A 13,327-nucleotide genomic window follows, 5' to 3' on the forward strand; every position below is an offset into this window, starting at 1 on the left:
GTGTTTTCACTCTCGTGAATGGCTGTGGTGTTTTTGGGCCCCATAGAGCCGCTAGTGCGGAGCGCAGTGGTTATCAGTGAGAATTTTTCGTGTCCGAAGCCCGCGCAGCGGGCAAGTTAAAAATTCGAACGGTTAAATAACCACGTAGCGCAGCACGGCCAGCGGCGAACCTGGGGTGCGTTGGGTTCTTAGGGGCTTGCGCAAACAAGCCCCTAAGCCGCCGCAGGCGGAACTGCGATAGTCATGACGGAGTTATGAATGCGCGCGCCGAGCGCCAGCTCGAAATGGTGAAAAACGATAGTGATGACGGAGTCATAAAAGAGAACAAGGAAAAGAAAATGAAAGCGCTCGCGGAACGCCAGCTCAAAATGACGCGCAACAAAAAACCGCACTTTAAAACCCAAAGTGCGGTCTAACAGCATGGTGAGAGATTAACCCAACAACAAACTATCGTCGCTGATCTCCTCACCGCGGGTGCGCTCAAACATCGCCAACAAATCTGGCACATCCAAACGTGCGCGTTTTTCCCCGCTCACATCCAACACCACCTGCCCTTGATGCAACATCACCGTGCGATCACCATGATCCAACGCCTTACGCATCGAGTGCGTCACCATCAACACGGTGAGCTTATTCTCCCTCACAATTTTATCCGTTAGCGCCATCACAAAATCGGCGGTTTTCGGATCCAGCGCTGCAATGTGCTCATCGAGCAGCAAAATGGTCGACGGCTGCAATGACGCCATCAACAAACTCACCGCTTGGCGTTGCCCGCCAGAGAGCATGCCCATGCGGTCGTTTAAGCGATTTTCCAGCCCCAGTTTAAGCATTGAGAGTTTCTCTTGAAACAGCTCGCGTGTGGCTTTGTTGCTGAAAAAGCCCAAGCCACGGCGGCGGCCGCGATAATAGGCCAGCGCCATATTTTGCTCAATCGTCAAGCCCTCGCAGGTGCCTTGCATTGGGTCTTGAAACACCCGCGCCACTTGTGCCGCGCGGCGGCTGGTGCTTTGCTTGGTAACATCCACCCCGCTTAAGAAAATTTTGCCGCAATCGACTGGGTAATCCCCACAAATGGCGTTGAGCAAGGTGGATTTGCCCGCGCCGTTGCTGCCGATCACGGTGACAAACTCCCCTTCAGCAATGTCGAGCGAGATGCCGCGCAGCACAGGGTTTTCAATCGGCGTGCCGCGGTTGAAGGTTTTGTGCAAATTAACGAGCTTCATCATCACTCCACCCCCTTGCCACGGGCGAGCATTTTCGCCTTGATTTGCGGCGCCACCAGCACCAGCACCACCAAAAGCGCGGTCACGAGATTGAGATCTTGCGCGCGAAAGCCAATCTCACGCAGCGTGTCGCTACTAAGCGCAATGGCGATGAAAAAGCGGTATAAAATCGAGCCGATCACCACCGCAAGCGTGATCACCACAATGTTCTTCGACGGGATCAAGGTTTCCCCAATGATCACGGCTGCCAGCCCGATCACGATGGTGCCCACGCCAATTGACATATCCACCCCGCCTTGGCTTTGCACATAAAGCGCGCCGCCAAGGGCGATCAAGCCATTGGAAATCGCCATGCCGAGATAGACCATGTTGCCAGTGGCGATGCCTTGCGCTTTCGCCATGCGGATATTGGCGCCGGTGGCGCGCACGGCAAGGCCCGTTTGGGTGTTGAAAAACCAATCCAAAAACAGTTTGCCGACAATCACAAAGCCGAGCGCAATCAGCGGCTGCCAGTAGCGCAGCGCCTCAAAGTTGTCGCCCGCCCAGGTGTCGTAAATAATCGGTTCACCGAGCAGCGACACATTGGGCGAGCCCATAATGCGCAGGTTGACGGAATAAAGGGCAAGCATCACCAAAATGCTCGCCAGCAGTTGCAAAATTTTCAGCGACACGTGCAGCCAAGCGGTGACAAAGCCTGCCATCGCGCCTGCCAGCGTGGCCAGCACGGTGGCCAGCCACGGGTTGACGCCGTTGATGATGCACACCGCACACACAGCACCGCCGAGCGGGAAACTGCCGTCGGCGGTGAGGTCTGGAAAGTCCAAAATACGAAAGGAAATCAGCACGCCCAAGGCCACTAAGGCATAAATCAAGCCAATTTCAAGCGCGCCTAAAAATAAAACCGTTGTCATAAAAAAATACCAAACCGCACTTTGAGCTCAAAGTGCGGTCGCAAAGCCGTTGTTATTCAAAAATTTGGGTGGCTTTTTCTCTCAGCGCTTGCGGAATCTCAATTCCTTGCGCTTTGGCGGATTTCGCATTCAAGAAGAAATCCAAATCATGGTCGGTCCGAATGGTGTTTAAATTCGACACCGCCTCGCCACGCAATACTTGGGCTGCAAGTTTACCAGTTTCTACGCCAACATTGTATTGATTTGTTGCAATCGCGGCGATGGCACCTTTTTTCACGGAGCCAGAATCCGAGGCAATCAGTGGGATTTTGCTATCGCTGGCCACTTTATAGAGCGCTTCATAGGCGGAGACCACATTGTTGTCTTCCGAGGTGTAAATCACCTGCACTTTGCCCACCAGGCTGGCGGCCGCGGTGGAGATATCAACGGTGCGCTGGGCTGGCATGGCTAGCACTTTCAAGCCTTTTTCGGCGGCGGCTTTTTCCAACAAGCCTAGCACGGCGACAGAGTTGGCCTCACCTGGGCTGTAAATAAAGCCGATGGTTTTGAGATTTGGGATTAATTTTTGCATTAATTCAATTTGCGGCTCAAGCGGTGCTTGGTCGGAGACACCCGCGATATTGCCTGGGTTTTTGCCAAATTGTTTGACTAATTTGGCGTGGATTGGGTCGGTCACACCAGAGAAAATCACCGGGATTGAACGCGTTGCGGCGGCCACCGGCTGCGCGCTTGGGGTGGTGATCGGGATGATCACATCGGGGTTGTCGCCCACAAATTTGCGCGCGATTTGGCCGGCTGTTGCGCCACTGCCTTGGGCGTTTTGGTAGTCAATTTTGATGGTTTTGCCATCCACAAAGCCCTCTTTGGCGAGTTGGTCAATAATCCCTTGGCGGATTTCCTCCAATGCGGGGTGCTCAACGATGGTGGTGATCGCCACGTTTTTCACTTTATCGGCGGCTTGCGCGTGGGTGGCTAATGCGAGTGCACTGAGTGCAGAAAGTACTAATCCTTTAACGAATTTCATGTGATAACCTTTTCTGTTTGATTTACTGTACTAGTAAACTAGTATATTGATTTTTCTCCGCGATGCAAGGATTTTTTCTTTTAAACATAAAAAAACCCTGCCGAGGGGCAGGGTTGAAATGAAAAGTGCGGTTAGTTGGCCTTGATCCAGTGATCCATGTCGGTTTTCAAGTTCTCCGAGCGGGTGCCGAAGATGGCTTGAATGCCGCTGCCCACCACCACAACGCCGGCCGCGCCGAGCGCTTTCAGCCGCGCTTGGTCAACTTTGGCGATGTCATGCACGCCCACGCGCAAGCGGGTGATGCAGGCGTCTAGGCTCTTGATGTTTTCTTTGCCCCCAAAGGCGGCAACCAAGTTAGCGGCCATTTCGTCCTCTTTGTTGGCGGTGGCGCTGGCTGCATCGGCAACCACATCTTCACGGCCTGGGGTTTTGAGGTTCATCGCTTTAATCAACACGGTGAACACGGTGAAGTAAATCGCGGCATAAATTGCACCCACCACCGGGAAGAGCCACAATTTGTGTGAGTTGGATGACTGCACCACAAAGTCGATAAACCCGTGGGAGAAGGTCATGCCGTGCACCATGCCCAGCATATTGGTGACCACATAAGCAGAGCCTGCCAATAACGCGTGGACTACATACAAAATTGGCGCCACGAACATAAAGGAGAATTCCAACGGCTCGGTGATGCCAGTTAAAAATGAAGTCAACGCGGCAGAAATCATCAAGCCACCCACGCGAGCGCGGTTTTCAGGCTTGGCGGCGCGCCAAATGGCAATCGCAGCCGCTGGAAGGCCAAACATTTTGAACATATAGCCGCCAGCTAATTGGCCGAAATAGCCCATTTCGGCGGTGCGCGAGGCCTCAGTTGCGGAAACATAACAGGTCACAATACCGTGCAGCACTTCGCCGTTGGCATTTTGGCAGGTGCCCGCTTGGAAGAAGAACGGCACGTTCCAAATGTGGTGCAAGCCAAATGGGATTAATGTCCGCTCAACCACGCCGTAGATGCCAAAGGCCAGTTGTGGATTTTGCTCTGCAGCCCAGTTTGAGAACAAGTCAATCACATGCCCCACTGGTGGCCAAATGAACGCCAAGCCAACGCCGAGCAAAATGGTCAGAGAGCCGGTGACAATCGGTACAAAGCGTTTGCCCGCGAAAAAGCCCAAATAGGCCGGCAATTGAATGCGGAAAAAGCGGTTGAACGACCACGCGGCCACACCACCGACTAAGATCCCGCCGAGCACGCCGGTGTCGATTGACTCCACGCCAACGATAGGCGCCATCACTTTGAGCGTGGCGACCATGATGCCGTAGCCCACGGTGGCGGCAAGGCCAGCTACACCATCGTTGTTGGTGAAGCCAAGCGCCACCCCGATGGCAAACAGCAGCGCCATTTGCCCGAACACTGAGCCGCCGGCTTGTTCAAACAAGTTTGAAACAATTTCAGGCAACCACGAAAAGTGCGCTGCACCGATGCCGAGCAAGATCCCGGCGACAGGCAACACGGAAACAGGCAACATCAGTGCCTTACCGACTTTTTGCACATTGGCAAAAACATTAGACATAAATGACTCCTAATAAAAAGGGGAAAACCGTATTTGTTATGTTGCTCTTTAAGCAAGTTTGCAAAATATACCGAGCGCAACGGCGCTCGGCAACGGTTTTTTCAAGAAATTCTCAAGAATACGGGCGAGATCACATTTTTTTAAAACTAAAAAATAATTCCATTTTATATAAAATTAATTTCATAAAATAAATCGCTCAAAAATCTCCGCCAAGTGCGCGCGCAACGTGCCCTGCCCTGCAATTTCCTCGCCTGCCCAACTGTCGGCCAGCACCTGCGGTGTAAACTGCGCTTGTGCCACCTTCGCGACAGGCAAATGACTGATGTGCCACGGCTCACGGCCGATTTCTTTGCTGCTTTTTTGCATAAACGGGAGGTAAAAATCAAAGTGCGGTAAGGCCTCCTCCAGCCACGCGCTGAGATCGGCAAAATAGCCGCCCGCTTGGTATTCCCACGGCTCAAGCTGCAAGGCTTGATTGGCCGGCAAACGAGTGGGGTCATAAAAATCAATCTCACTGCCCCAGTGGTGGCGGCTTGCCCCTGGCATCGCCGACCAGCGCAAAATCGCTTGGATTTTGAGCCATTCATCGCAGCCGGTGAAATCCAGCGCGCAGCCGTTGTCGTCGTGCACCTTGCGCGCGCCGCTCATTTTGCCGTTCCAAATCAGCCGCTGGCGCTCAAAATCGCGAAACGAGCTGGCCGGCTGCAAGTCAAACCCTGCTTTGACCGCACTTTGCTGCAAGCCTTGAAAGGCGCGCAGCGTCTCATGATGCACGCAGTGATGCTGGGCATAGGGGCTAGCCAGCGCCACCAAATGGGCATCACTTTTGCCTGTGAGCATCTCGGCTGTAAACTGCATACCTACCCCAATAATCTTGCCAGCCAGCGCAAATGCACCTCGCCGAGGACGGCGAGATCGCGCACGCTGACGCATTCATCGACTTTGTGAATGGTGCGATTGAGCGGGCCAAATTCCACCACCTGCGCGCCCATTTGCGCGATAAAGCGCCCGTCTGACGTGCCGCCGCCTGTGTCGAGCCTCGGCGCTATATTGAGCACCTCGCCGACCGCACTTTTGACCGCGTTGACAAACTCGCCCTCAGGCGTTAAAAACGGGTTGCCCGACAGGCGCCATTGCAGGTCATACTTCAAGTCGTGGCTGTCTAACAGCGCCTTGACGCGCTGCCCAATGCCCTCGGCGGTTTGCTCGGTGCAAAAGCGCAAATTAAATTGCACAAATAGCTCGCCGGGGATCACGTTATTGCTGCCGGTGCCAGCGTGAATATTGGCAATTTGCAAGCTCGTTGGCGGGAAGTAATCATTGCCGTTATCCCATTCGATTGCCACCAACTCGTCAAGGGCGTTGAGTGCTTTATGCACAGGGTTGTCCGCCAAGTGCGGGTAGGCCACATGGCCTTGCACGCCGAACACGCGCAGATCGCCTGTGATCGAACCTCGCCGGCCGTTTTTGATCACATCACCGAGCACCTCGGTGCTAGACGGCTCACCCACCATGCAATAATCAATCGGTTCACCGCGTTGCATTAACGTATCGACCACCTTGACGGTGCCGTCGGTGGCAGCAGCCTCTTCATCGGAGGTGATTAAAAACGCGATTTTGCCTTTGTGGTTGGGGTGTTGCTGCACAAATTCGCACGCGGCCACCACCATCGCGGCCAGCGAGCCTTTCATATCCGCCGCACCGCGGCCATAGAGCAAATCCCCCACCACCTCGGCGGCAAACGGCGGGTGCTGCCATTGGGCTTCATCCCCCACGGGCACCACGTCGGTGTGGCCCGCAAAGGCGATGCACGGGCGGCCTTCGCCATGGGTTGCCCACAAATTGAGCGTGTCACCAAAGGGCATCCACTCGAGCGTGAAACCGCACTTTGCCAAATACTCGCCAATCATCTCTTGGCAGCCCAAATCCTGCGGGCTGATGGACGGCTTGCGAATCAACGCTTGGGCTAAGTTCAAAATCGCCTGTTGCATCACGCCCCCTTGAGCACGCGGGTGTAGTGCGCGGCATCAAAGCCGAGCAACGGCTCGGCGCCACCGAGCACAATCGGGCGTTTGATTAATGTCGGGTTGGCTTGCAGCAGCTTGCCTGCCGCATCGGTTGAAAGTGCGGTTTTGCTCGCATCATCAAGGTTGCGCCACGTGGTTGAGCGTTTATTAATCAAGCTTTCTAGGGGGAAAAGTGCGGTCAGTTTTGCCACCAAGGCGGCGTCCAAGCCGTCTTGGCGGTAGTCGTGCAATTGAGCCTCAAGGCCGTTGTCGGCGAGCCACTTGAGCGTTTTTTTCACTGTGTCGCAATTTTTAATGCCATATACCGTTAACATCACATCTCCTTTGTTGCAGGCAATGGCGCATTGTGGCATAGATTCAAAACGGTGTCGAATGCTAGCTTTTGTTTTTCCGCCGCGGGTGGCGCACACTGCTTTTCAACAGCCCCTTTTGCTTGAGCTCACGGCCGATGCGAATGGCCGTTTCGGTTTCGCAGCCGGCGTATTCGGCAATCTCGCGATACGTCCAGGCATAATCGGGGTAGTTTTCGCTTAAAAAATAGATGCTGTCAATCACGCGGTCCAAGCTCTTTAAATAAGCGCTTTTCGCCAGCCGATGCTCAGCATCACCGAGCTCATTGGCGAGTGTGTAGAGCAGCTTTTGGCCGGTTTCGGGGTTGTCTTTAAGAAAGCTGAGCAAATCATGGGGCTGAATGCGCACCACCTCGGCCTCCATCATCACCTTGGCGCTACAGTGATAAAAATGCCCGCCAAACAGGGTGCGAAAGCCAAAATAATCGCCTTTTTGATACAACCGCAGCAGGCTCTCCTTGCCGTTTTCCAACGTGTGATAAAGCCCAATAAGCCCGCTTTCAACATAATAAAACTCGCTCGCACGCTCCCCTTGCTTATAAATGGTCGTGCCCTTCTCAAGGGTGTGGAGATAGGTTAATTGGCAGTTTTTCAACGCCTCGTGTGGTGTTTGCATACAAATTCCCAAAAACAACGCTGCCCCAATTGTGCCACGCTGGGTGTTAAAGGGAAGGGGGAATCGCCAAAAGTGTGATGGGGATAACAGATAAAAGGGCGATAAGCCCTTTTATGCGTTAATAACCAAAGCGGCTGCACCTTTGATGCCCGCTTCTTCTGAAAGTGCGGTTGCGCTGATCGACAAGTCTTTAAGCGATACGCCAAGGGCAAAATCAGGGAGGTAATGCCAAAGTCGCTCAATGATATAATCGCCCGATTTGGCCACGCCACCTGCCAGCACAATAGCTTGTGGGTTGAGCAAATTCACCAGCACGCTAATGCCGTAGGCTAAGTGGCGACAGAATTGGTCGATCACCTCTATGGCAACATTATCACCTGCTTTGGCACATTCAAATACATGGTGCGCCTCAAGGCCATCATCACTAGCGTATTGCTGCAGCTTGCTGCTTGAGTTGGCTTGCAGTGCTTTTTTGGCTGCGCGCACAATGCCAGGGGCAGAAACATAAGTTTCTAAGCAGCCTTTCAAGCCACAACCGCATTGATAGCCGTTGTCTTCCACACGGATATGGCCAAGCTCGCCGGCAAACCCGACCGTGCCAGAGACCACCTGCCCATTAATGATTAAGCCTGACGCCATGCCAGTGCCGATCGGGATCACGGCCGCATTGTCATACTGTTGGCACTGGCCAAAGCGTTTTTCCCCTAAGGTGATCACGCGGACATCGTTATCCACTTTCACTGGCTTATTTGAAATGCGCTCCAGCAAGGCCTTGGCGTTGAAATCATTGCCCCAAGAAAAGTTGGCCGCAATTTTGACGATCGCATTATCCACCACCGGGCCTGGAATGCCCAGCCCAATGCCTAAAAGTGCGGTCAAATCCAACTGTTGTGCTTCGGCCAGTTGCTGGATGCTGTCCCAAATGCGGCTGAAAGTGCGCTCTGCGCCCTCTTTTGACAGCGTTTTGATTTGCGTTTGCGCAAGCACATTAAAATGCGCATCCACCAGCCCAATTTTGGTATTGGTGCCACCAATGTCGACACCCGCATAATAGTTCATCACGCCCCCTTATACTTCATCAATGATGCGATAAACCCAGTTAGCCAGCGGGTCTTTCAAGCGCATCATTTCAGCATACATTTCTTCGAGCATCTCTTTTTTGATGTCGCGATAGGCTTCGTCATAGAACAGATTGTGCAATTCTTCAACATCATTTTTGATGTCGTAAAGCTCGCACACATCGCTGGCATTAAACACCAGTTTATAATCTTTGCGCCGCCACATCCGCTGTTCAAAATAGACAAAATGCCCTGCCAACTGCCCTAACACACCTTTGCGGTCGTTGTTTTTGTGCTCACGCACAATCGGCAACAGGCTTTCGCCCTCAAATGAGTCAGGCACGGCTTGGCCTGCAATATCAAACACAGTGGAGGTGAGGTCGTGGAGATAAATGAGATTGTCGTCTTCTTCATTGACACGATTAGACTGCGGATCTTTGATGATCATCGGGATGTTATAGGTGGTTTCAAACATAAACTCCCCTTTTTCGATCATCTTGTGTGCGCCCATTGCATCACCGTGATCCGCTGTCGCCACCACAAAGGTTTTGTCATAAAGCCCTTTTTCTTCCAAAAAGGCGAACAACTCACCAATGGCGTCGTCAATGAGCGTGATGTAGCCCCAGAATTTACAAATCACCTCTTTCCAATGCGCTTCACTGGCACTCCACATGCCCCACATTTTAGAGATGGTTTTGTAATGGCCTGGCTTGCCTTCCAGCGGGGTGAAAAAGCTTTGATCCAGCACCACATCATCGGGGTTATACATAGAATAATAAGGCTCAGGCACAATGCACGGCGTATGTGGCCCCCAGAAGTTGACCCAAGCAAAAAACGGTTTGTTTTCATCAATCGATTCTTGAATGTAGCGTTTGGCTTCATCGATGATGAAATACGGAATGGTGGCTTCTTTTGTGCCCGACAGCAAGCCGCACAGCTCTTGAACACGCAAGTGCGGGTTGTCGCCAAAATAAGCGCGGCTCACTTCAGGAATGTCAAAGCCCTTTTCTTCTAGCCACTCTTTATAGCGGTTGGAGTGAGTTGGCGGCTGATCAAACACCAAGTTTTTATACACGCCACTGCCTGGGTAGCCATAGCCATCAAAATTATGCCCTTTGATGTCATAGTCCTCAGGCACGCAACGTGTGCCCACATGCCATTTGCCGACGACGTAGGTATTGTAGCCACGCACATCGCCGATGTTGGCTTGATCGCGGCTCACCTCACCAGTGCCGCCTTTTTCGCCGTTGCGGATAATGCCGTGTGACGACGGCATTAATCCAGTGAATAATGATGTCCGTGCTGGCCCGCAGACAGACGCTGGCGTGAACGCATTATTAAAACGAATCCCTTCTTTGGCCAAGCGGTCAATGTTGGGTGTTTTCACAATTTTGTGCCCGTAAGCACCCAACATATCTTTTCTGACTTGATCCAACAAAATATAGACAACATTATTCATCACAGACTCCTAGGCTTTTTTACGCATAACTAAAATAATGATGATTTGGATGACAGCATAGGCCAGCAAAATCATTGATGGATTACCCGACGCTGATGCAAGGCCGATAGGTGAAAGCAATGTGTACAATGTCACCAAACCTAACACCAATGATGCCACTGTCATCTTAGCATATTTCCAGTTAGAGAGATCAACATCACCTTTATTCACTACGCTGTCTTGATACGGTTCGGCGCGTTTCATGAATTGGCCCAACACCAACATCACCACCACGTCAAACACAAACAACCACGCCATCACATACACAAAGTTGGCTTTCACTTTCAACACCCACACTAAGGTGAAGTACAAGATAACGTGAAGCAACACAGCGATACGAGCAGCTTTACCTGAAACAGTGCGGTTGAAAATACCCACTGCAAAGAGTGCCACGATAGGAATGTTCACAAAGCCGGCAAAGCGTTTCACCACCAAGAAGATACCATCAGTACCAAACATCAACAGCGGTGCGATAATCATGGTCACCACCGCCATCACGGCAGAGATTTTTTTCGCATAGCTGATCAGTTCTTTTTCAGACCGCACTTTTTGGCTAATCGACGGTAACAAGTCTTTACAGTAAATGGTCGCCGCTGAGTTCAAGAAGGAGTTAAAGGTACTCAAAATTGCCCCAAACAGTGCCGCCACGAAGAAGCCTTTCAGCGCGGTTGGCAACACACGGTTTACCAATTCAGGATAAGACAAGTCAATTGGGTCAAGGCCAGGGCCGACAATATGGAAGCTCAACAAACCTGGCAAGTTCAAAATGATTGGCAACAACAGCAAGAACAGTGCAGCAATCAAAATCCCTTTTTGGCCAGCTTGCAAGTTCCGCGCACCCAACGCCCGTTGCACAATCGCTTGGTTGGTTGTCCAGTAGAAGAAGTTAACAATCAAAATCCCTGTGAACATCGCAGGCCACGGTACGGCATCGGTCGCGCTACCAATGGCGTTGAATTTTTCCACATGGGTGGTGGTGATAATGCGCACCCCTTCGGTCATGCTGCCATCACCAAGATAGGCCAAAGCAAACAAAGGCACCAACAACGCACCAATCACCAAAATGATCGCATTGGCGGTGTCAGACACAGCAACCGCTTTCAACCCCCCCGAAAATCGCATAAATCGAACCGACAATGCCGATGGCAATCACGGTGTAAACAATGGATTGGCCATAGGTCAAACCGAAAATGGTTTCAAGGTTAAAGATTTTATTAAATGCGATCGCCCCAGTATAAAGTGCGGTTGGAATAGCGATGAAAAGATAGAAAATCAAAAACAGTGTTGACATAATCAGCCGAGTTTGGCGGTCAAAACGGTTTTCAAAAAACTCAGGAATGGTGGTGTAACCGTTTTTGATGTATTTCGGCAACAAATACAACGCCAAAAAACACAACGGAATAACTGATTGAACTGTCCAAGCAATAATCGAAAAATTGCCTTTATAAGAGTTGGCGTTCACCCCGATTAGCTGTTCGGTTGACAACGAGGTTAACACCATCGAACACCCAATCACCAAACCACCCAAACCACGGCCTGCCAAAAAGTAGCCTTTGGAGGTGGTCAAATCATCATTTTTGGTGCGATACCACGACACCAATGCCACAAGCCCCGTGACAACGAGAAAGCTTATAATTGTAACAAACATATTTGCTCCTTAAACCGCACTTTACAGTTTAAACATTGCGATAACGTGAAATCATCATATAGATCAATAGATTGAAAATTGCTGATCAATTTTCGAGTGCTATTGTAGAGTAATCGTTTTGTTAGCAATTCGTTATGATAGCGATCATATAGTCAAAGTGATCTCAATCACGAAACCCATCATTTTTAAATAATTGAAAACCGCACTTTTCATTTTTGTGAGAAATCTCACAGTGCATTTCTGATTGTGATCATATTGCTTTGCCCCTCGCTTCTTTACACTGAAAGCCACAGGTCATCAGGGGCACCAAAGGGTGATAAAATATTTCCCTTGAATATGACTACGATCATAAGCCGTGGCTGAATTTTCGGTCACAATACGCACAATTTAGCAGCAACCGTGACGATTATGACAGTATCTCTGATTTTTATTTTGATTATCTGTGGGATTTTGACCAACCTGATGTCGGCGCTGTTCGGCATTGGTGGTGGGGTGTTGATGGTGCCAACGCTGCATACCCTGTTCCCAGAAATTCCGTTGCAGATGGTGGCGGCCACGTCGCTGACGATTGTGATGGGCACGGCGCTGATTAATTTGATTTCGTTTCACAAGCAGCAGATCAAAATTAATATGCGCAGCATGCTGTTGTGGTCAGTTGGGATGATTCTCGGCGTGCAGGCGGGCTTTGAGGTGAGTTTTTTGGTCGCGGATTGGATTATCATCACGGTGTTTGTGGTCACGTTGTTGATTCTGGCGGTGAAGACGTTTTTAACCTCGCCTTATAAGCATCAACCGAAAGCCGGTGAGAAGGTGAAAAACGATGCGTTGCCTGGCATGGCGGTGTGTTTGTTTGGCGGCAGTGTGGCGGGGATGACAGGCATTGGCGGTGGCTCGATTATGGCGCCGTTGGTGAATCAGTTGCCGAGTGTGAAGCCGCATCAGGTGTCGGCCTATACGAATTGGATGATGGTGATTGGGGGGTTGGGTAGCCTTTATGGTTATTTGTCTAAGACGCCGAGTATTCATTTGGCGAATTCGTGGCAGGTGGGCTATGTGAATTTTTCGATTGTGAGTATTGTGGTGTTGAGTTCGTTTGTGATGAGTTTTTTTTCGATGAAGATTCGGGGTGTGTTGCAGCCTAAGTTGGCGAATACGTTGTTGGGGTTGATTTTGTTGGTGATTGCGCTTTATATGGTGTTGTTGCAGTTTATTTGATACCGCACTTTGGGTTTTTCCTTCGTTATTTTTTTCTTTCCTTGTTCTCTTTTATGACGCCGTCATCACTATCTTTTCCGCCTGCGGCGGGCGGCTTTTTCTCTCTTAGCACTCCGTCATAAAAATCGGTTTTCACTTTCGAGCTGGCGCTCGGCGCGCACGTTCATAACTCCGTTATCACTATCGCAG

General features: G+C 51.0%; 12 protein-coding genes and 1 pseudogene. 2 read left to right on the plus strand and 11 right to left on the minus strand.

What is annotated here, in order from left to right:
• Positions 1–254 precede the first annotated feature (254 nt).
• The gene (locus tag HPC37_RS10235; protein ID WP_208123018.1) at positions 255–416 is read left to right on the plus strand and encodes a hypothetical protein; all 162 of its coding nucleotides are present in this window, start codon (positions 255–257) and stop codon (positions 414–416) included.
• Between the two features lie 15 nt (positions 417–431).
• Here HPC37_RS10235 and HPC37_RS10240 read toward each other — a convergent pair whose 3' ends face one another.
• The 11 genes and pseudogenes from HPC37_RS10240 to HPC37_RS10290 all read right to left on the minus strand — a co-directional run bounded on the left by HPC37_RS10240 (position 432) and on the right by HPC37_RS10290 (position 11,923).
• Positions 432–1,226, minus strand: a complete 795-nt coding sequence (locus HPC37_RS10240) for an ABC transporter ATP-binding protein (protein ID WP_208123019.1) — start codon at positions 1,224–1,226, stop codon at positions 432–434.
• A complete protein-coding gene (locus tag HPC37_RS10245) occupies positions 1,226–2,134 on the minus strand; it encodes an ABC transporter permease (protein ID WP_208123020.1) in 909 nt (302 codons plus the stop codon). Before HPC37_RS10245 ends, HPC37_RS10240 begins: the two co-directional genes overlap by 1 nt.
• Before the next feature lie 52 nt (positions 2,135–2,186).
• A complete protein-coding gene (locus HPC37_RS10250) occupies positions 2,187–3,158 on the minus strand; it encodes an ABC transporter substrate-binding protein (protein WP_208123021.1) in 972 nt (323 codons plus the stop codon).
• A 131-nt stretch (positions 3,159–3,289) separates the two neighbouring features.
• Entirely contained in the window at positions 3,290–4,726 is a 1,437-nt protein-coding gene (gene ptsG / locus HPC37_RS10255) for a PTS glucose transporter subunit IIBC (RefSeq protein ID WP_208123022.1), read from the minus strand.
• A gap of 180 nt (positions 4,727–4,906) precedes the next feature.
• The gene (locus tag HPC37_RS10260) at positions 4,907–5,584 is read right to left on the minus strand and encodes a M15 family metallopeptidase (protein WP_208123023.1); all 678 of its coding nucleotides are present in this window, start codon (positions 5,582–5,584) and stop codon (positions 4,907–4,909) included.
• A 2-nt stretch (positions 5,585–5,586) separates the two neighbouring features.
• A complete protein-coding gene (gene dapE, locus HPC37_RS10265; protein ID WP_208123024.1) occupies positions 5,587–6,717 on the minus strand; it encodes a succinyl-diaminopimelate desuccinylase in 1,131 nt (376 codons plus the stop codon).
• On the minus strand, positions 6,717–7,067 hold the full coding sequence (locus tag HPC37_RS10270; protein ID WP_208123025.1) for a Spx/MgsR family RNA polymerase-binding regulatory protein: 351 nt from the start codon (positions 7,065–7,067) through the stop codon (positions 6,717–6,719). Before HPC37_RS10270 ends, dapE begins: the two co-directional genes overlap by 1 nt.
• 61 nt (positions 7,068–7,128) lie before the next feature.
• Positions 7,129–7,719, minus strand: a complete 591-nt coding sequence (locus HPC37_RS10275) for a Crp/Fnr family transcriptional regulator (protein ID WP_208123026.1) — start codon at positions 7,717–7,719, stop codon at positions 7,129–7,131.
• A 111-nt stretch (positions 7,720–7,830) separates the two neighbouring features.
• Positions 7,831–8,778: an ROK family protein gene (locus HPC37_RS10280; RefSeq protein WP_208123027.1), complete on the minus strand. Its 948-nt coding sequence runs from the start codon at positions 8,776–8,778 to the stop codon at positions 7,831–7,833.
• Positions 8,779–8,787: 9 nt separating this feature from the next.
• Positions 8,788–10,236, minus strand: a complete 1,449-nt coding sequence (locus HPC37_RS10285) for a sulfatase family protein (protein ID WP_208123028.1) — start codon at positions 10,234–10,236, stop codon at positions 8,788–8,790.
• Between the two features lie 9 nt (positions 10,237–10,245).
• Positions 10,246–11,923 (minus strand): annotated as a pseudogene (locus HPC37_RS10290) (solute:sodium symporter family transporter).
• Between the two features lie 408 nt (positions 11,924–12,331).
• On the opposite strand from HPC37_RS10290, the gene HPC37_RS10295 reads away from it, so the two are divergent.
• The gene (locus HPC37_RS10295; RefSeq protein WP_208123029.1) at positions 12,332–13,138 is read left to right on the plus strand and encodes a sulfite exporter TauE/SafE family protein; all 807 of its coding nucleotides are present in this window, start codon (positions 12,332–12,334) and stop codon (positions 13,136–13,138) included.
• The last annotated feature ends 189 nt before the right edge of the window (positions 13,139–13,327 follow it).

This window comes from Spirabiliibacterium mucosae, from assembly GCF_014884965.1.
GTDB classification, from domain to species: Bacteria; Pseudomonadota; Gammaproteobacteria; order Enterobacterales; family Pasteurellaceae; genus Spirabiliibacterium; species Spirabiliibacterium mucosae.